The 18,157-nt window shown below is 65.0% G+C and carries 16 protein-coding genes; 1 reads left to right on the top strand and 15 read right to left on the bottom strand.

Features of this window, described 5'->3' with window-relative positions; translation table 11 throughout:
- Positions 1-10: 10 nt before the first annotated feature.
- The 15 genes from trbL to MRB47_RS07530 all read right to left on the bottom strand — a co-directional run bounded on the left by trbL (position 11) and on the right by MRB47_RS07530 (position 17,307).
- Positions 11-1,345 (bottom strand): P-type conjugative transfer protein TrbL, encoded by a 1,335-nt coding sequence (trbL, locus tag MRB47_RS07600; protein ID WP_013517133.1) that lies wholly within the window; start codon positions 1,343-1,345, stop codon positions 11-13.
- 12 nt (positions 1,346-1,357) lie between these two features.
- Positions 1,358-2,083: a P-type conjugative transfer protein TrbJ gene (gene trbJ, locus MRB47_RS07595; RefSeq protein WP_013517134.1), complete on the bottom strand. Its 726-nt coding sequence runs from the start codon at positions 2,081-2,083 to the stop codon at positions 1,358-1,360.
- Positions 2,080-4,515, bottom strand: a complete 2,436-nt coding sequence (gene trbE, locus MRB47_RS07590; RefSeq protein ID WP_013517135.1) for a conjugal transfer protein TrbE — start codon at positions 4,513-4,515, stop codon at positions 2,080-2,082. The genes trbJ and trbE overlap by 4 nt, the downstream gene beginning before the upstream one ends.
- A gap of 9 nt (positions 4,516-4,524) precedes the next feature.
- Entirely contained in the window at positions 4,525-4,797 is a 273-nt protein-coding gene (locus MRB47_RS07585) for a VirB3 family type IV secretion system protein (RefSeq protein WP_013517136.1), read from the bottom strand.
- A complete protein-coding gene (locus tag MRB47_RS07580) occupies positions 4,794-5,171 on the bottom strand; it encodes a TrbC/VirB2 family protein (RefSeq protein WP_013517137.1) in 378 nt (125 codons plus the stop codon). The genes MRB47_RS07585 and MRB47_RS07580 overlap by 4 nt, the downstream gene beginning before the upstream one ends.
- Positions 5,168-6,202 carry a P-type conjugative transfer ATPase TrbB gene (gene trbB / locus MRB47_RS07575; protein ID WP_013517138.1) on the bottom strand — a complete coding sequence of 345 codons (1,035 nt, stop codon included), beginning with the start codon at positions 6,200-6,202 and terminating at the stop codon, positions 5,168-5,170. Before trbB ends, MRB47_RS07580 begins: the two co-directional genes overlap by 4 nt.
- Positions 6,199-6,645, bottom strand: coding sequence for a CopG family transcriptional regulator (locus tag MRB47_RS07570; protein WP_013517139.1), 447 nt, complete (start codon positions 6,643-6,645; stop codon positions 6,199-6,201). The genes trbB and MRB47_RS07570 overlap by 4 nt, the downstream gene beginning before the upstream one ends.
- Positions 6,642-8,642, bottom strand: coding sequence for a conjugal transfer protein TraG (locus MRB47_RS07565; RefSeq protein ID WP_041715981.1), 2,001 nt, complete (start codon positions 8,640-8,642; stop codon positions 6,642-6,644). The genes MRB47_RS07570 and MRB47_RS07565 overlap by 4 nt, the downstream gene beginning before the upstream one ends.
- Positions 8,643-8,860: 218 nt before the next feature.
- The gene (locus MRB47_RS07560) at positions 8,861-9,133 is read right to left on the bottom strand and encodes an EexN family lipoprotein (RefSeq protein WP_009523287.1); all 273 of its coding nucleotides are present in this window, start codon (positions 9,131-9,133) and stop codon (positions 8,861-8,863) included.
- A gap of 35 nt (positions 9,134-9,168) precedes the next feature.
- Positions 9,169-10,062, bottom strand: coding sequence for a LysR substrate-binding domain-containing protein (locus MRB47_RS07555; RefSeq protein WP_252102354.1), 894 nt, complete (start codon positions 10,060-10,062; stop codon positions 9,169-9,171).
- 69 nt (positions 10,063-10,131) lie between these two features.
- Positions 10,132-13,320 (bottom strand): CusA/CzcA family heavy metal efflux RND transporter, encoded by a 3,189-nt coding sequence (locus MRB47_RS07550; RefSeq protein WP_252102353.1) that lies wholly within the window; start codon positions 13,318-13,320, stop codon positions 10,132-10,134.
- 16 nt (positions 13,321-13,336) lie between these two features.
- Positions 13,337-14,929, bottom strand: coding sequence for an efflux RND transporter periplasmic adaptor subunit (locus MRB47_RS07545; RefSeq protein WP_411275737.1), 1,593 nt, complete (start codon positions 14,927-14,929; stop codon positions 13,337-13,339).
- A 2-nt stretch (positions 14,930-14,931) separates the two neighbouring features.
- Complete coding sequence (locus MRB47_RS07540) at positions 14,932-16,248, bottom strand: TolC family protein (protein ID WP_252102352.1); 1,317 nt, start codon at positions 16,246-16,248, stop codon at positions 14,932-14,934.
- Positions 16,249-16,413: 165 nt separating this feature from the next.
- Positions 16,414-16,767, bottom strand: a complete 354-nt coding sequence (locus MRB47_RS07535; RefSeq protein WP_252102351.1) for a hypothetical protein — start codon at positions 16,765-16,767, stop codon at positions 16,414-16,416.
- A gap of 204 nt (positions 16,768-16,971) precedes the next feature.
- The gene (locus tag MRB47_RS07530) at positions 16,972-17,307 is read right to left on the bottom strand and encodes a DUF4148 domain-containing protein (protein WP_252102350.1); all 336 of its coding nucleotides are present in this window, start codon (positions 17,305-17,307) and stop codon (positions 16,972-16,974) included.
- A 144-nt stretch (positions 17,308-17,451) separates the two neighbouring features.
- Here MRB47_RS07530 and MRB47_RS07525 point away from each other — a divergent pair, with 144 nt between their 5' ends.
- The gene (locus tag MRB47_RS07525) at positions 17,452-18,138 is read left to right on the top strand and encodes a heavy metal response regulator transcription factor (RefSeq protein ID WP_252102349.1); all 687 of its coding nucleotides are present in this window, start codon (positions 17,452-17,454) and stop codon (positions 18,136-18,138) included.
- Positions 18,139-18,157: the final 19 nt, after the last annotated feature.

Below are 18,157 nucleotides of genomic sequence, written 5' to 3'. Positions count from 1 at the left end.
TCCTTGAGGATCAGGAATCGGAATCGCGCAGGCTCGGCCCCTGGCTGGAGCTGCCGCCGTCGCCCCCGCGCAGCGTGTGGGCGGCTGTCGTCGCGGCGTGGGTGAGTTGCTGCCTGCGATGCAGGCGCTTGGCCCAGGCGGGTTGCTCGACGGGCGGAGATGAACCAGCAGCGTCAGGCCCGGCGGATGCAGCGCTGGATGCCTGCGCGTCGTCAGGCCCAAAAGCCGCCGCCATGCGCTCTTTCATCGAGCGCGCCCCGTCGGCAACCTTCTGCCCGGCCGCCCGCGCGCCAGTCTTGGCGACATTGCCTACGCCAGCGGCGGCACCCTTGAGGCCGCCACCGGCCGAAGCGGAGCCCGCCTGATATGCCGACCTGGCAATGCTGGCGGTTGATGTCATCGAGCGGGCGGCTGCGGGGGCCATGCGCGCTCCGGCCGTCACGGCACTACCGACGCCCGCAGCCGCGGCACCGACCGCCACAGCGGTTCCGGCTGCGCCGATGGCGGCACCAGCCATCGCGCCTGCGCCAAGCTGCGGCCCACCCGATACCAAGCCCGTCGCGATGCCCGGCCCAAAGATGCCCAGGGCCAGCATCGCGAGCGAGGCCAGCATGATGACCAATGCCCGGTCGATCGACGGCTCCGAGCCGGCCGGTATGTTGAACTCGGAGAACAGCCCTGAGCCGATGCCCACGATCACGGCAAGCACCAGCACCTTGATGCCCGACGACACCACGTTGCCCAAGACCTTCTCGGCCAGGAACGCTGTCTTGTTCCAGAGGGCGAACGGCACCAGCACGAAGCCCGCGAGCGTGGTCAGCTTGAACTCGATCAGCGTGACGAAGAGCTGCACCGCCAGCACGAAGAAGCTGACGATGACCACCATCCATGCGAAGAACAGCACGACGATGGGCATGATGTGGATGAACACCTCGGGGAAGCCCGCCATCTCCTTGATCTGCTCAAGAATGGGCGCCCCGGCGTCGATGCCCACCTTGGCGAGCCGTCCCGGCTGCAAGAAGTTGCCCAAGCTCAAGGTCGAGCCGCTGGCCGTCAGGCCCAGGCCCGCGAACGAGCGGAACACCGCGCTGGCGAGCATGTTGAAGTTGCCGATGATGTAGGCGAAGGCACCGACATAAAGCACCTTGCGGAGCAATTTGGAGATCACGTCCTCGCCCTGGCCGGAGGCATGGCCCATTGCCCAGAACAGCCCGGCGAGCGTCATGTCGATGACGATCAGCGTGGCCGTGAGGAACGCCACCTCGCCGTGCAACAGCCCAAACCCCGAGTCGATGTAGCGCGAGAAAACATCGAGGAAACGGTCGATGACCGAAACGTCGTTCATGGCCCGACCCCGTCAGCGGCTATAAAAATCGACGGTCTGAGGCGTGTACGGCGTGCCTCCACCCAAGAAGCGCCGGTTCACCTCGCGGCCCCGCTCCACAGCGGCGGCCTGCCGCGCCAGCTCTAGCGAAGCGGCACGATCCTGAGTGATGTTCAGGCGCTGTGTCTGGATGGACTGCTTGGCCTGCAAGGCCAGAAGCTGGTTGGTGGCTTGCATGGCCTGCAAAGCACCCACGGCCGATTGGCTCTTGCCCACGAGGTCGGCCAGCACGCTTTCGTCATCGCTCAGGTTCTGCGATGCCTGGGCCTGCATCTGCATGGTGGTCTGCAAGCCATTGAGCGTGTTCTTCCAGCGTTCCTGCGCGTCGCGGTACATCTGGTTGCCGCTCACCGTGGCGGCGTATTGCTCTGGATACAGGCGCTGGAACTCCCGATCCAGATTCGTCACGTCATAAGCCAGGCCTCGGGCCTGGGCGATCAGCCGCTGGGTGGTCGCCAGGTTGGCGCGTAACTGGCCGACCACGCTGGACGGCAGGCTGGCCAGGTTGCGCGCCTGGTTACGCAGCATCTGCGCCTCGTTCTCAAGCTGCTTGATCTGGTTGTAGATCTGCTCCAGCGTCTGGATGGCCGTCAGCGTGTTCTGGATCAGGTTCGTAGGGTCGATCACGACCCATTGCGCATGGGCAGTGGCGGTGCAAAGCATGGCCGCGACGGCGGCGGCGAGTAGACGCCTTTTCATGATGGGTTCTCCTGGAGGTGGGTGGACGGGAACGTGGAAAGCAGGTCGGCGGCCCAATGCAGGCCGCGATGGCGCAGCCACGCGGCTGCAAACGGGGTGACAGCGGATGAAGCGGCGAGCACCGCGTCGATGTCGCGCTGGTCTTGCGGTGTGGACGCACCCGCGAAGGCGAGCGCCGCCGGCCCCAAGTCGAGGTCGAACAGGCGGTTTCCGAGGCGGGATTGGTAGTAGTAGTCGCGCTTGGGCTGCCCGGTAGCGACGATCTCGATCTGGCGGCTGTTGAGGCCGAAGCCTTCGTAGATAGCTCGGATTTGCGGCTCGGTCGCCTGCGGGTTCGGCAGAAAGATGCGGCTCGCGCAGCTTTCGATGATCGCGGGCGCGATGCTCGAATCCTTGATGTCGGCCAGGCTCTGCGTGGCGAAGATGACGCTGACGTTCTTCTTGCGCAGCGTCTTGAGCCACTGGCGAATGCGCGCCGCAAACACCGGGTCATCGAGGAACAGCCACGCTTCATCGAGGATCAGCAGCGTGGGCGCACCGTCAAAGCGTTCATCGAAGCGCGCAAAGAGGTAATGCAGCACGGCCATGACGGCGGCCTTGCTGTGCATCAGCTCCTCCATCTCGAAGCACTGCACGTCGGCCATGCCCAGCCGATCATGGTCGGCGTCCAGCAGCTTGCCGTGCGCGCCACCCAACACATAGGGCGCGAGCGCCTGCCGCAGCGAGTTCGATTGCAGCAGCACCGACAGACCCGTCATCGTGCGCTGCTCCACGGGCGCACCAGCGAGACTGCCGAGCGCCGACCAGATGGCAACCTTCTCGTCGGGGCCGACCGCGACACCTTCGTGCCGCAAGCGCCCTTCGATCCATTCGGCCGCCCAGGTGCGGTAGCCCTCACGGTCGATGCGGGCCAGCGGCTGGAAAGCAATCTCGCCATCCATCCCGAGGTCGTAGTGCTCGCCGGCCAGGCCCAGGATCGTGGCGCGCATCGAGCGCCCCATGTCGAAGGCGAAGATGCGTGAGCCGCGATAACGCCGAAACTGCATCGCCAGCGTAGCGAGCAGGACGGACTTGCCCATGCCGGTCGGCCCGGCCACCAGCGTGTGGCCCACGTCGCCGATGTGCGTGACCAGCCGGAATGGCGTTGCGCCTTCGGTGCGGGTCACGATCAGCGGCGGGCCGTCGAGGTGGGAGTTTTTCTCCGGCCCGGCCCATACGGCGGACACCGGCATCAGGTGCGCCAAGTTCAGCGTCGAGACGATGGGCTGGCGGACGTTCGCGTAGGCGTGGCCGGGAATCGACGACAGCCACGCCTCCACCGCGTTCAAGGTCTCGGGGATCGTCACGAACCCACGCCCTTGAATCACCCGTTCCACCATGCGCAGCTTCTCGTCGGCCTTTGCCGGGTCGGCGTCGAGCACCGTCACCGTGGTGGTGACATACCCGAAGGCCACCTGGTCGCTGCCCAGCTCCTGCAACGCTGCGTCTGCATCGGCCGATTTGTTGCTGGCGTCGGTATCAACCAGCGGGGTTTCCTGCTGGAAGATGGTTTCGCGCAGCAGCGCGATGACGTTCTTGCGCTTGGCGAACCATTGGCGGCGCAGGCGGGAAAGTTCCTTTTCCGCATCGGCTTTGTCCATGCAGAGGAACCGGGTTGACCAGCGATAGCCAAAGCCGAGGCGGTTGAGGTCGTCCAGAATCCCCGGCCAGGTCGAGGTCGGGAAGCCCCGCACCGACACCACGCGCAGGTGCTGGTCGCCCAGCATGGGCGCCAGGCCGCCAACCAGTGCGGAATCCGTCAGCAGCGCGTCGATGTGGAATGGCACTTCGGGCACGCTGACGCGGTAGCGCCGCGTGGAGATGGTCGAGTGCAGATAGGTCAGCGTCTGGCCGTCATCGAGCCAGGCGATTTCCGGCATCACGCCATCGAGCAGGTCGAAGACGCGATCGGTTTCCGCCACGAAGGCCGTCAGGCGCTCGCGCCAGTCCACGCCTTCGGTGGGCCGGTTCTCGTACAGCATCCCCGCCGCGCGGGCGCGCGATTCCTCGGGCGGCAGGTACACCAGCGTCAGGTGGTAGCCGCTCTCGAAGTGGTTGCCCGAGTCCTCGAACGTAGCGCGGCGTTCCTCGTCCACCAGCCACGAAAGCGGCTCGGGAAACTCCGAGTGCGGATAGTCGGCGGCGGCGCGGCGCTCGGCCTCGATGAACAGCGCCCAGCCCGAACCGAGCCGGCGCAGCGCGTTGTTCAACCGCGCAGCCGTGGCGATCAGCTCGCCCTGCGTTGCGCTATCGAGGTCGGGGCCACGAAAGCGCGCCGTGCGCTGGAAACTGCCGTCCTTGTTCAGGACGACGCCCGGCGCAACCAGTCCAGCCCAAGGCAGCCAGTCGGCCAGCAGCGCGGGCCGCTGGCGGTATTCGGCAAGGTTCAGCATGGCATTCCCTCACACGTCCAGCAGCGGCCGGTGCTTGATGTGCCGCGCGAACACGGCCATGAACTGCGGATCGACTCGGGCACCCCACACCGCCAGCGAATGGCCGGCGATCCACAGCACCACGCCGGGAATCCACAGTTGCAGGCCCAGGCCCACGGCGGCGGCCAGCGTGCCGTTGGTGATGGCCACGGTGCGCGGAGCGCCGCCCATCAGGATCGGCTCGGTCAGAGACCGATGTAGCGGCACCTCGAAGCCGGGCATTCCATCGTGCGGGCCGTTCATACGACGGCCCCACCGGAGAAGCTGAAGAACGACAGGAAGAAGCTCGAAGCGGCGAACGCGATGGACAGGCCAAACACGATCTGGATCAGCTTGCGGAAGCCGCCCGAGGTATCGCCGAAGGCCAGCGCCAAGCCCGTGGCGATGATGATGATGACTGCGACGATGCGCGCCACCGGCCCCTGGATGGATTCGAGGATAGATTGCAGCGGTCCTTCCCAGGGCATCGAAGAACCGGCGGCCTGCGCAGTACCTGCGAGCAGCAGCATGAAGGCAGCGAGCATCAAGCCCTGAATGGCCGGGCGAGCCAAGCCATGCAGCCGTGCGGGCCGAGGAAGCGGATTTGCGGAAATACGGAAAGCATCAACGTGCGTCATGGAAGTTCTCCAGAGTGGTCGGGGGACGGGGAGGAAAGGTCGGACTGCGGCAGCAGCTCCGGGAATGGAGCCTCAAGCGCATCCGCCAGGTGGTAGCCCACGCCATCGAAGCCGATGACGCGGGCGATGCTCTCGATGCGGCGCTTGCGCCCGCGCCCAGCGATGTGGATGACCACATTGACCGCTTCCGCGATCAACGCACGGGGCGGGTTCACCGCCACTTCGAGGATCAGTTGCTCCAAACGCAGCAGCGCGCCCAGCGCGGAGCCGGCATGGATCGTGGCAATGCCGCCCGGATGGCCTGTACCCCACACCTTGATGAGATCCAGCGCTTCGGCGCCGCGTACCTCGCCGACGACCACGCGATCCGGGCGCAGGCGCATGGACGAACGCACCAACTCGGTCATGGACACGACGCCCTGGCGTGTGCGCAGCGGCACATGGTCGCGGGCCGCGCATTGCAGCTCCACAGTGTCTTCGAGCACCAGCACGCGGTCGCCCGTGGCGGCGATCTCCGCCAGTAGCGCATTGGCCAAGGTGGTCTTGCCGGTGCTCGTCCCACCTGCGATCAGGATGTTTTGGCGCTCGCGCACGGCGCGCACCAGCAGACCCGCCTGCGCGGCGGTCATCATTCCGTCCTCGATGTAGCGCGACAGCGGGATCACGCCAAAGGCGCGCTTGCGCAAGGCGAAGGCCGGCCCCGGTGCGGCGGGCGGCAAGATGCCCTCGAAGCGCTCGCCCGTCTCGGGCAGCTCCGCCGTCAGGAGCGGCTGACCGCGATGCACCTCGGCGCCGACGTGGGCCGCGACGAGGCGGATGATGCGTTCACCGTCCGCCTCGGACAGCTCCACACCCATCGGTGCGCGACCCGACGAAAGCCGGTCGATCCACAAGGTTCGATCCGGGTTCAGCATGACTTCCACTACGTCGGGGTCTTCCAGCGCGGCGGCGATCAGCGGCCCCATTGCCGTGCGCAGCATCTGGATGCGGCGATCCAGGGAAACGGCGGTGAAGGAAGGAACGGCGCTCATGACGCGCGCTCCTGCGCGTCGTCCATGCGTGCCGGGTCTGGATGCAGTTCTTCCACCACGTCCCGCACCAGACTGCGACCGCGCAGCAAATGCCGCCCGAGTTGTTCGACGAACTGCTCGAAGCGCGCCTTGCCCTGGGCGCGCGCTGCGTCCTGATGCGCTTCGGGCACGGGCGTGCTCACCGTGAGGAAGTAGCGGATGAACAGTGCCAGCGTCTCGATCTGGATGTTCAGGTCGCGCTCCATGCGCTCGGCGTGCCGTGACAAGCGATCCAGGCGCTTGGCAATTGCTGCTTCGCGCTGGTCGGCGGCATCGGGCGACAGCCACGATGCCAAGGCGGCAGCGACGATGCTGGACTTGGATACGCCTTTCTTGGCGGCCAGTTCGTCGAGCCGCTTGCCATGCTCAGGCTGGATGAACACGTTGAGGCGGTGTTGGGTCATAGGTCGATTCCGTCGTCAGGGTCGAGGGAAGCCAGCCGGGCCGTGCGCTGCATGGCCGGATCAAGCTGGCGCGGAAGGGGAAGCGGCAAGTCGTCGTCGTCATCGAGCAACCCGAGGTCGGCTGCGGGCGCGGCCAGCTCGGGGTCGTAGGCGACGGTTTCGGAGAGTTCAGGCTGACGGCGCGGGCCGCCTTCATCCGTGGAACCCAGGCCATCGGCGGATGCCGTGGCCGGTGCGGCGGGCACGGCGGGGATCGCCAGCCCGCTCCAGTCGTCCGGGCGTAGCGGCGGCGCGTCGGCGTACTGACCGCCTGCAAGCACAGGCGGCGGCAGCACGCGGCGCTTGAAATTGGCGTCCGCGTAGTAGCGCAGCTTCTTCGCCTTGATCGGTGCCACGCTGGACACCATCACCACGGCCTCGTCGGGCGGAAGCTGCATGACTTCACCCGGCGTCAGCAGCGGACGCGCGGTTTCCTGGCGCGACACCATCAGGTGGCCCAGCCACGGCGCAAGCCGGTGGCCCGCGTAGTTGCGCTGGGCGCGCAGCTCGGTGGCCGTACCCAGCGTCTCGGAGATCCGCTTGGCGGTGCGCTCGTCGTTCGTGGCGAACGTCACGCGCACATGGCAGTTGTCGAGGATGGAATGGTTCTGCCCATACGCCTTGTCGATCTGGTTGAGCGACTGCGCGATGAGAAAGCTGCGGATGCCGTAGCCCGCCATGAAGGCCAGCGCCGTCTCGAAGAAGTCCAGGCGCCCCAGCGCCGGAAACTCATCGAGCATCAGCAGCAGCTTGTGACGGCGCTCGATGCCATCGGAGCCATCGAGCGATTCGGTGAGGCGCCGGCCGATCTGGTTGAGGATCAGGCGAATGAGCGGCTTCGTGCGCGAAATGTCCGAAGGCGGCACCACCAGGTACAGCGACACCGGATGCTCGGCCGCGATCAGGTCGGCGATGCGCCAGTCGCAGCGCGATGTGACTTCGGCCACCGTGGGGTCACGGTACAGGCCGAGGAACGACATGGCGGTGCTCAACACGCCGGAACGCTCGTTGTCCGATTTGTTGAGCACTTCGCGCGCGGCCGACGCCACCACCGGGTGCGAGCGATCGCCCAGGTGCAGGGTCGTCATCATCCGGTGCAGCGTCAGCTCGAACGGGCAAGCCGGGTCAGACAGGAAGTTGGCGACGCCGCACAGCGTCTTGTCCTCGCCGGCATAGAGCACGTGCAGAATCGCGCCGACCAGCAGCGCATGGCTGGTCTTCTCCCAATGATTGCGTTTCTCTAACGCCCCTTCGGGATCGACCAGAATGTCGGCGATGTTCTGCACGTCGCGGACTTCATGCACGCCGCGCCGCACTTCCAGCAGCGGGTTGTAGGCCGCTGACTGGCTATCCGTCGGGTTGAACAGCAAGCAATGCGAAAAGCGCGAGCGCCAACCGGCGGTGATCTGCCAGTTCTCGCCTTTGATGTCGTGGATGACGGCCGAAGCTGGCCAGGAAAGCAGCGTCGGCACCACGAGGCCCACGCCCTTGCCCGAGCGCGTGGGCGCGAAGGTCAGGATGTGTTCCGGGCCTTCATGGCGCAGGTACTGGTGGTCGTGCTGGCCGAGGAACACGCCGGTCGGCTGCGTGAGGCCGGCCTTGCGAATGTCATCCGCGTTCGCCCAGCGGGCCGAGCCGTAGGTCGTGACCAGGCGCGATTGCCGCGAGCGCCAGATCGACATGCCGATGGCGACCACCACCGCCAGCAATCCGCTGCCGCCTGCGATGGCGCCGCCGGTGTCGAACACGCGCGGCGCATAGGCATCGAAGACGAACCACCACTCGAACAGCCGCCACGGGTGATAGACCGGCGTACCGAAGAAATCGAACCAGGGCGAGCCAAGGCGTAGCTGATAGCCCAGGGCGGCGGCTGTCCATTGCGTGGCGCTCCACACCCCAGCGATCACGATGCCGAACACCACGGCAATCTGACCGAACAGCACGTTCGTTCCCTGCATCATCCAGCCTCCGATCGCGGCACAGGCATGTGCCGCCCTCGTGAGGATCAGTGCCGCTGGGCGTGCCGGTCAAAGACCGTTATCGGCAGGTTGATGCCGCAAAAAGCATGGTTTCCGGCAGGGAAGAACTGGGGCGAAAGACCGCCACAACGGGCGCGCTGCTGCGCAGCGCGCAAAAAGGCGCAGGCACGCGCAGGTGCGTTGCGGCAAACCGACCATCAGAACTTCGGCGGTTCCTTCGGCGGCGTATAAGGCACCTTGCCGTCACCCAGGAAACGCCGGTTCGTCGCCTCGGCCACTCGGTTGCACAGCACGTCGCCCATCGTCGGACGATCCGTCTTGCACTGCTGGCGCAGTTCTCGCAAACGCACGGGGTCAGCAGCCAGTTCCTCCACGCTGGGCACGGCGGCGGGCTTGGACGGCTCAGACTTGCCGCAGGCGACCAGCAGAACTGCTAGCGACGACATAGCGATGATCTTGGATAGGTTCATGGCTTGAATCCTCCGAAGTGAAACGGGGCCAATGGCTAAGCGTCTCCCGGTCCCAGGGCTTCGACCCGCTCGATAAAGCGGGCTAGCGCCTGCGACGGCTCGGCGTCGCGGCGCAGCAGATAGGTAGTGAGCATGGGCGACTTTCCCGCGAGCGGTCGGCCCACCACGCCCGGCTCGCGGCTGGAAGCGATGTGCGCGGCGCCTGCGAGCCCCAGCGCCAAGCCGGCCGACACGAAAGTCATCATCACGTCGAACGTGGCGACGTACTGTTCGATCAAGGGCTCCCGGTCCTGCTTGCGCAGGATGCGGTCGATCTGCTTGGCATGGCCTTCGCAAACTGCCGGGTCGCCCAGCACCAGGGGATGTTGCAGCACTTCATCCAGCGGTACCCGCCTGTGGGCCAGTAGTTCATGGCGCGCGGGCATGGCGACCATCAGCTCATCCTCCCAGGCGGGTTCGATGATGATGCCGTCGCCCACCTCGTCGGCCATCGAGAAGCCCGCGTCGTATAGATCGTCACGCAGGCCGCTGAGTTGCTGGGCCAGCGGCACCTCGAACAGGCGGATCTCGATCTCCGGGTCTTCCTCGCGGCAGCGCGCCAGCAGCGCCGGCAGGCGCGAGGGGGTGATGCCGTCGGACAGCGCCACGCGCAACCGGCCGTGAAAGCCATTGGCTGCCGCCTTCACGCTCTCACGCGCCTGGTCCAGCGCCAGCAGCACGCGAGGCGCGTTCTCCATCAGCAGCTTGCCCGCCAGCGTCAGGCGCGTGCTGCGGCTGGTACGCACGAACAGTTGCGCGCCCAATTCCTCTTCCAATTCCCTGATGGCGCGCGACAGTGGTGACTGTTCGATATGCAACCGCTCCGCAGCGCGGACGAAGTGAAGCTCTTCGGCAACGGCCAGAAAGTACCGGAGGTGACGCAATTCCATGAGTCGATGTCCCTGTAAAGCTTAAAGGAGTCTGTCGTGGTGCCGTAACGGCGTTCATCGTTTGTCCTTTCAAGCGGTTACGCCCTCATGTGCTGGCTCTGCCGTGACATCCTCTTCCTGCTCATCCGGGCGATGGGCCAGCCGGTACAGGATCGGCAACACCAGCAGCGTCAGCATGGTGGAAGACAAGATGCCGCCAATCACCACGGTGGCCAACGGCCGCTGTACTTCCGCGCCGGTGCCCGTAGCAATGGCCATCGGGATGAAGCCCAGCGATGCCACCAGGGCCGTCATCAGCACCGGCCGCAAGCGCGTCAGCGCGCCCTCGCGGATGGCTGCGTCCAGCGGCGTTCCGCCCTCTCGCAGGCTGCGGATGTAGGAAATCATCACCAGGCCATTGAGCACGGCAACGCCCGATAGCGCGATGAAGCCCACGGCGGCCGAGATGGACATGGGAATGTCGCGCAGCCACAGCGCCAGGATGCCGCCGGTCAGCGCGAACGGAATGCCGGTGAAGACCAGCAAGCCGTCCTTGACATTGCCGAACATGGCGAACAGCAGCACGAAGACCAGCAGCAGCGACACCGGCACGACGATCTGCAAGCGCTGCGTGGCGGATTGCAGGTTCTCGAACGTGCCGCCCCAACTCGTCCAATAGCCCGTGGGAATCTTGATCTGCGCCAGTGCCGCCTCGGCGTCGGCCACGAAGGAGCCCACGTCACGGCCGCGCACGTTGGCACTCACCACGATGCGGCGCTTGCCGTTTTCCCGGCTGATCTGATTGGGGCCGGGCGCCAGCTCGAAGCTCGCCACCTCGGCCAGTTGGATGAAGTTGGTTCGGCCCTCGCCGCCGCCCGCGCCACCCGTTCCGCGCGGCAGCGGAATCGGCAGGCGCTTCATGCTTTCCAGGTCGTTGCGCAAGGACTCGGGCAAGCGAACCAGAATGTCGAAGCGGCGATCACCCTCGAACAGCGTGCCGGCCTCGCGCCCACCGATAGCCGTAGCCACCGTGTCCTGGATGTCGGCCACGTTCAGCCCATAGCGCGCGGCTTTCTGGCGGTCGATGTTGACCGTGAGCATGGGCAATCCGGTGGTCTGCTCTACCTTGACCTCGGACGCGCCGGGAATCTTCTGCAACATGGCCGAGACCTCTTCGCCCGTCTTGTTCAAGACGTCCATGTCGTCACCGAAGATCTTTACCGCCACATCGCTGCGAACCCCCGAGATGAGTTCGTTGAAGCGCAGTTGAATCGGCTGCGAGAACTCATAGTTGTTGCCCGGCACCTTGCCCACGACCTCCTGAATGGCTTGCAGCAATTCGTCGCGCGACTTGCGCGGCTCGGGCCACTCGGACACGGGCTTGAGCATGATGTAGCCGTCGGAAATGTTCGGTGGCATGGGGTCGGAGGCGATTTCCGCCGTGCCGGTGCGCGCAAAAACGCGGTCGATCTCAGGGAATTTGGCCTTCAGCGTCGCTTCCAGTTGCTGCTGCATCGCCACCGATTGCGACAGGCTGGTGCCCGGAATGCGCAACGCCTGGATGGCGAAGTCGCCTTCGTTCAGGCTGGGCACGAACTCGCTGCCCATGCGGGTGGCGATCAGACCGCACAGCACCACCGCCACGGCGGCTGCCGCCAGCACCACGGCCTTGGCCGCCATCACGCGATCCAGCAGGGGGCCATACCAGCGCTTGGCCTGAACGATCAGAAAGTTTTCCGTCTCGCTGACCCGGTGGCCGATGAACAGAGCGACCGCCGCCGGAATGAAAGTCACCGACAGGATCATCGCCCCCACGAGCGCGGCCACCACCGTGAACGCCATCGGGTGGAACATCTTCCCTTCCACACCCGTCAGGGCAAAGATGGGCAGGTAGACCACCATGATGATGAGCTGCCCGAACAGCAGCGCGCGGCGCGATTCCTTGGACGCCAGGAACACTTCGTGAAAGCGCTCCGCCCGCGTCAAGGGCCTGCCCTGGTGCGCCTGCGCATGGGCCAGTCGGCGCACGCAGTTCTCGACGATCACCACCGCCCCGTCGATGATGATGCCGAAGTCCAGCGCCCCCAGGCTCATCAGGTTGGCGCTCACCTTGTAGTGCACCATGCCGGTGAAGGTGAACAGCATCGACAAGGGAATCACCGTCGCCGTGATGATGGCCGCACGGATGTTGCCCAGGAACAGAAACAGGATGACGATCACCAGGATCGCGCCTTCCAGCAGGTTCTTCTTCACCGTGGCGATGGCCTTGTCCACCAGCACGGTGCGGTCGTACACCGTCACCGCGTGCACGCCCTCGGGCAGGCTGCGGTTGATCTCCACCATCTTCTTGTCCACGGCCTGCGACACCGTGCGGCTGTTCTGGCCGATGAGCATGAAGACCGTGCCCAACACCACTTCGCGGCCGTTGTCCGTGGCGGCACCGGTGCGCAGTTCGCGCCCCATCCCCACGTCCGCCACGTCGCGCACGCGGATGGGCACCCCGCCCGCGCTGCTGAGGATGACGTTGCCAATGTCCTCAAGCGTCTTGACCTGTCCGGGCGCCCGGATCAGGTACTGCTCGCCGCGCTTTTCGATGTAGCCCGCGCCCACGTTGCCGTTGTTGCGATCCAGCGCCGTCACGATGTCCTGCAAGGTGACGCCCAACGAGGCCAGACGCGCTGGGATGGGCGCGATCTGGTATTCCTTGGCATAGCCGCCGATCGAGTTGATTTCCGTCACGCCGGGCACGTTGCGCAACTGCGGCTTGATGATCCAGTCCTGAATCTCGCGCAGGTCAGTGGCCGTGTAGGGTGTGCCATTGGGTTTCTTCGCACCGTCCTCGGCCTCGACCGTCCACAGGTAAATCTCGCCCAGGCCGGTGGAGATCGGCCCCAGCGCGGGGGTGATGCCGGCGGGCAGTTTGTCGCGTGCCTCCTGGATGCGTTCATTGACCAACTGGCGCGCGAAGTAGATGTCGGTGCCGTCCTTGAAGATCACGGTCACTTGCGACAGTCCATAGCGCGACAGGGAACGGGTCTGCTCCAGGTTGGGCAGGCCCGCCATCACGGTTTCAATCGGGTAGGTCACCCGTTGCTCGGTCTCCAGCGGTGAATATCCTGGCGCTTGGGTATTGATCTGTACCTGGACGTTGGTGATGTCCGGTACGGCATCGATGGGGAGCTTTTGGTAGTTGAACACGCCGACGGCAGCCATACCGATGACTGCCAGCAACACCAACCATCGGTGCTCGATGGCTGCGCGAATGAGTTTTTCAAACATGGACGTGGCTCCGGCATCAATGGGTGTGTTCGGCAGAGGCTTTGCCGAGTTCGGACTTCACGACGAAACTGCCTGCCGCCGCATACGCTGCCCCGGCCTGGAGCCCTTGCAGCACTTCGACGCGCTTGCCATCGCTGCGGCCCAACTGCACGGGCTGGGTCACGAAGCCGTCACTCACCTTGACGAAAACGACGGGCTTATCACCCACGGTCTGAATCGCATCGCTGGCCACGGTGACGGGCACGGTGGCCTCGGATGCGGTCACTTCCACATTGACGAACAGGCCGGGACGCCACGCGCCCTGCGGATTGGCCAAGACCACGCGGGCCTTGGCCGTGCGGGTCTGTTCGCCGATCAGCGCGCCCACGAAAGTGATGGTGCCTTGCGCGCTGGCATCGAAGGCCGTGGCCTTGATGTTGACTTTTTCGCCCACTCGGACGAGCGGCAAATCCTTGGCAGGCACGTTGATTTCCGCCCAGACCTGGCCCAGGTCCGACACCGTGAACACGGCGGCGTCTTCCTTGACGACTTCGCCCAGGCTGAGGTGCTTTTCAATCACCACGCCATCGAAGGGTGCGCGCAACTCCAGGCGGTTCAGCCCGCCCGAAGACCCTGGGGCCAGGCCCACGGCAGACAGCTTCTGCTGCGCGTTGGCCACGGCGACCTGCGCCTCGTTCAATGCCTGCCCGGCTTGCAGGTAATCCTGCTCGGCGGAAATTTTCTGTTCCCACAGCCGCTTCTCGCGCTCGAAGGTGGTCTTGGCCAAAGCCAGCCGCTTTTGCGCCGTCTGCAATTCGCTGCGCTGCTCGGATGCGGTCGGGCTGGTTATGACCGCCAGCACCTGTCCCTTCTTGACCGTTTGTCCCAAGCTGGCCTGCACGTTCTCGACCACGCCCGCCATGCGCGGGACGACATGCGAGGTGCGGTCTTCGTTCAGGCGGATCTCGCCCGGCAATTGCAGGGCAGACTTGATGCTTGCAGCCCCTGCGGTGTCGATGCCGATGGATGCCGCCTTGATTTGCGTATCGCTGAGTTCGACTTTCCCCTCTTCCTGGCGGAAGCTGAACGTGAAAGGCGCATTGGCCGTTTGCGCCACGATGCTGACCTCGAACGCATGGGGCTCCGGCACGGTCTCGCGGCTCAGCAGACTGTTCTTGTCGGGCGTGAAGTTGAGCGCCTGCTTCTCGCCGGTCAAACGCGAAACGGTGGCGCTGACCTTGGCGGCGCTGGCGGCCAGCGCCTTGCCCTTGTCGTACAGCCAGATGCGCAGACGCGGCTCGCCTCCGTCCTCGGCGAGCAATGCCTCCAATCCGAAATCCCCTTCATTGAACAGCTTGCCACCATGCGGCCCCTTGCCCGGCCCTTCATGGTGCTCGCCATCCGCATGGCCCTTGTCGTCCTCGTGCTGCGCATCGCTTGTCTTGCCATGATGCTCACCATCGCTGTGGGCCTTGGCTTCAACGTGGCTGCCGTGGCCCTCGCCTTCGGCGGTCTTGCCCGTCTTGCCGCCGAGAATGGCGCCGCCCAGTCCAATGCCCACCGCGGCGATCACGGCGATGGCGATCCACTGTTTCTTGCCGACGTTCAGTTTGTTCGTGTCGAGTTTCATGTTCATTCCTTGTTTGCGGGCGGGGTGGTCGTGGGTTCGGATGCGCCGATCACGCGATCCATGTCCGCCGCCGCGCGATGCGCTTCGGCCAGTGCCTTGAGGTATTGGGCTTGGGCGGCGAAGTAGGTGCGCTGCGCGTCCAGCACTTCCAGGAAGTTGAACTTGCCGTAGCCAAATCCCACGGTGGCCGCGTCATAGGCGCTCTTGGCTCCTGGCAGCACCTCGCGCTGCAACACGTCGATCTCGCCGCGCACTGAGGCCAGCCGCTCGCGGGCTTGAAGCACGTCCGTGCTCAGGCGCACGTTCAGCGCCTGGAGTTCGTCCCGCGCCTTGTCTTCACGTTTCAACGCTTCCAGCAAGTTGCCCTGATTGCGGTCGAACAAAGGCAGCGGCACGGAAACGCCGAGCATCAACTGATTGCGCGCAAGCTCGTTCGGGCGCTTCACGCCCAGGCTGACCGTGACATCTGGCGTTTGCTTGCTCCGCTCCACGTCAGCCAATGACCTGCGGCGTTCAACTTCCAACTGCGCCCGGCGCAATGCCGACGAGGCCGACAGGCGCTGCTGGATGTCATCCAGCGAAGGGACGACCGGGAGATCATCCACACTGCCCGACACCTGGGTGAACTGCGGCGGGCTGGCCCCCAGCAAGCTGGCCAGCCGTGCGCGGGCGCTGCGCTGTTCGCTTTGGGCCTGCGCCAGTTCAACCCGCACACCAGCCTCGGCCACCCGGGCCTTGGTTTCCTCGACCGGAGAGACCTTGCCCGCCGTCACGCGCTTGGCAACGGCGTCCGTCGCTTTCCTGGCCAAGTCAACGCTGTCCTGGGCCAGGGCCGTGCGATCCTGGGCGGCCAGCGCCTCGAAGAAGGCGGCGACCACGGCGGCGCGAATTTCGACGCGCCGCGCGTTCAACTCCTCGACCGCGACATCACGCCCTCGCTCGGCCGCCGCGATGCGGGCGGCGCGCTTGCCTCCCAATTCGATGGGCAGGTTGATCTGCGCGCTTTGGGTGCGGGTTGGCGTGCGCTGGTCTTCAAGCGCATACGCCAGTTCGGGGTTGCGGCGCGCTTGCGCCTGAAGCACCTGGCCTTGCACGGCCTCGACTTCCCGCTGAGCGACGGTCAGGTCAAGATTGGCTTCCAAAGCCAGCGCGATGGCTTTTTGCAGGCTCAGTGGAGCCGTTGCTTCAGTCTGCGCCCCGCTTTGGGCATTGCCCGGTAGCGCTGGCAGCGGCTGGGCGAAAGCCAGCCCTGCCGTGAACGCAAGGAGCAAGCCTGCCGCCGTTGCCCTTGCGTTGTGATTGTGAATACCCTTCAACATCCGATTCTCCAGTGACTTGAAATACACGAGGAAATCGGCGGGGGGCGATCCAGATGATCGCCAGCAACGTCGTCACATCAGCCGCATGAAGCCGACCGCACACCGTGACGCGCCATGCGCGACGGTAGAGGGATGACGAAGGGAAAGGAACGCGCTCCCCGCCGATCAGGCGAGGGCACGCCACTGAGGGCGCTCTAAACGTTCGGGTGGAGGCACTGCAAGGCGCTCCGGGTGGTACGCCGTATCTACGGACGGGCTGATCGGCGACGCCAACTTGACATCCTCAGACAAGACCGAGAAGCACCCGGCATGACAGGACGCGCAATCAGGATCGCCGCCCAGGGTCTTGGCCGGATCAGGGCTGGCGTCCTTGCCGTCGGCGGCCTTGTGCTGATGTGCATGGTGGCCGAAGTGCTTGGCCGCAGCCCCAGTTTCATGCTGGCAATAACTGGCCACAGCCGCCCAACTGAATTGGAGCGGCAAGAACACCAGCAAGACGATAGCCAGCCATTTGCGCATAGGGGTAACAGTGTAGCAGCTACAGGCTTCAATCCGCCATTCCTCGCTGCTTGGGTTTGTTTCAGAGTCCTCTGCGCGTAGCGTGCCTCCTCGCGGGTTCATCCAGAATGAAATAAGGACCGCTTCTATATTCGAATAGCTGTGGTCGCTTGACGCAACGAAGCGACACGAGGGGCACGGCAGCGCAGGGTATTGGCAGCAGTGTCAACCGCCGGAATACATTTCGAGCCGCGCACGCCGCGCTTCTGGTGATTCGCTGCGCATCTCATCGACAACCTGTTGGCGCGCCTTCGGTGCTGCGGAACTCTTGATGGGCACCGGCAGTCCACGTTGCATCAGCGTGAGCGTACCGTCCTTGCGGGCTGCCTCGACCTCGGCCAGCACCTGGGCACGGGTCTTGGTACTCTTGAAATGATCGGGGTGATACGTGAAGCCCTGCTCATTGGACGCGGGGTGCCAGAGCGAATCGGCCTGGGCCGCCATGGGCAGTGCCGTGGCCAGGATAATGGCTTTCATGGCGACAAGATGGGTCAGTTTCATTGCATGGTCCTTTCCAGTGTGATTTGCAGAAAATCGATATGCCCGAAGGCATGAGCACAATGTAAGAACCGGCACCGAACGGGAGTAAAACGTGCAGATGACAATTTGGACAGGTTGCGAGAGACCGCAGCAGGAACGCTGCGCATGAAGCTGCTGATCGTGGAAGACGAAGCCAAGCTCGCGGACTATCTTCGCAAGGGACTCTCTGAAGAAGGCTATGTGATCGATGTGGCTGCCAACGGCATCGATGGCCTCCACATGGCCTCTGACGGCCACTACGACCTGATCGTTCTCGACACCATGCTGCCGGGCATCGATGGCTTCGGCTTGCTGGCTGCACTGCGGCAGAGCAAGCAGACGCCGGTGATCATGTTGACGGCCCGCCATCGCATCGAGGATCGCGTACGCGGGCTGAAGGCAGGAGCGGACGACTACCTCGTTAAGCCGTTCGCCTTTTCCGAACTGGTGGCACGCATCGAGGTGCTGCTGCGCCGCACCGCCGGTACTGCGCCCGCGCCTGATGCGCTGGTGCTGTGCCTGGGGGACTTGCATATGGACCTGGCGAGGCGGCACGCTACTCGGGCCGGCCAGCGCATCGATCTGTCCGCAAAGGAGTTCCAACTGCTGACGCTGCTCTTGCGCCGCAAGGGCGAGGTTCTGTCACGTACCGAAATCGCGGAGCAAGTATGGGACGTGAACTTCGATCACGGTACCAACGTGATCGACGTCGCTGTGCGTCGCCTTCGGAGCAAGCTCGACCTGCCCTTCGAGCGCCCACTGCTGCACACCGTCCGTGGCATGGGCTACGTACTCGAAGATCGGCAGTCGTGAGACCCAGGCGTGCCGGATC

The organism is Diaphorobacter sp. LI3 (assembly GCF_022807955.1).
GTDB classification, from domain to species: Bacteria; Pseudomonadota; Gammaproteobacteria; order Burkholderiales; family Burkholderiaceae_C; genus Diaphorobacter; species Diaphorobacter nitroreducens.
Note: the sequence above shows the minus strand (reverse complement) of the source record. Positions and strands in the feature narration are given on the sequence as shown.

Excerpts from the sequence above, each read along its gene's own strand:
- trbL (WP_013517133.1), bottom strand. The coding sequence starts at position 1,345 with ATGAACGACGTTTCGGTCATCGACCGTTTCCTCGATGTTTTCTCGCGC.
- trbJ (WP_013517134.1), bottom strand. The coding sequence starts at position 2,083 with ATGAAAAGGCGTCTACTCGCCGCCGCCGTCGCGGCCATGCTTTGCACC.
- trbE (WP_013517135.1), bottom strand. The coding sequence starts at position 4,515 with ATGCTGAACCTTGCCGAATACCGCCAGCGGCCCGCGCTGCTGGCCGAC.
- MRB47_RS07585 (WP_013517136.1), bottom strand. The coding sequence starts at position 4,797 with ATGAACGGCCCGCACGATGGAATGCCCGGCTTCGAGGTGCCGCTACAT.
- MRB47_RS07580 (WP_013517137.1), bottom strand. The coding sequence starts at position 5,171 with ATGACGCACGTTGATGCTTTCCGTATTTCCGCAAATCCGCTTCCTCGG.
- trbB (WP_013517138.1), bottom strand. The coding sequence starts at position 6,202 with ATGAGCGCCGTTCCTTCCTTCACCGCCGTTTCCCTGGATCGCCGCATC.
- MRB47_RS07570 (WP_013517139.1), bottom strand. The coding sequence starts at position 6,645 with ATGACCCAACACCGCCTCAACGTGTTCATCCAGCCTGAGCATGGCAAG.
- MRB47_RS07565 (WP_041715981.1), bottom strand. The coding sequence starts at position 8,642 with ATGCAGGGAACGAACGTGCTGTTCGGTCAGATTGCCGTGGTGTTCGGC.
- MRB47_RS07560 (WP_009523287.1), bottom strand. The coding sequence starts at position 9,133 with ATGAACCTATCCAAGATCATCGCTATGTCGTCGCTAGCAGTTCTGCTG.
- MRB47_RS07555 (WP_252102354.1), bottom strand. The coding sequence starts at position 10,062 with ATGGAATTGCGTCACCTCCGGTACTTTCTGGCCGTTGCCGAAGAGCTT.
- MRB47_RS07550 (WP_252102353.1), bottom strand. The coding sequence starts at position 13,320 with ATGTTTGAAAAACTCATTCGCGCAGCCATCGAGCACCGATGGTTGGTG.
- MRB47_RS07545 (WP_411275737.1), bottom strand. The coding sequence starts at position 14,929 with ATGAAACTCGACACGAACAAACTGAACGTCGGCAAGAAACAGTGGATC.
- MRB47_RS07540 (WP_252102352.1), bottom strand. The coding sequence starts at position 16,248 with ATGTTGAAGGGTATTCACAATCACAACGCAAGGGCAACGGCGGCAGGC.
- MRB47_RS07535 (WP_252102351.1), bottom strand. The coding sequence starts at position 16,767 with ATGCGCAAATGGCTGGCTATCGTCTTGCTGGTGTTCTTGCCGCTCCAA.
- MRB47_RS07530 (WP_252102350.1), bottom strand. The coding sequence starts at position 17,307 with ATGAAACTGACCCATCTTGTCGCCATGAAAGCCATTATCCTGGCCACG.
- MRB47_RS07525 (WP_252102349.1), top strand. The coding sequence starts at position 17,452 with ATGAAGCTGCTGATCGTGGAAGACGAAGCCAAGCTCGCGGACTATCTT.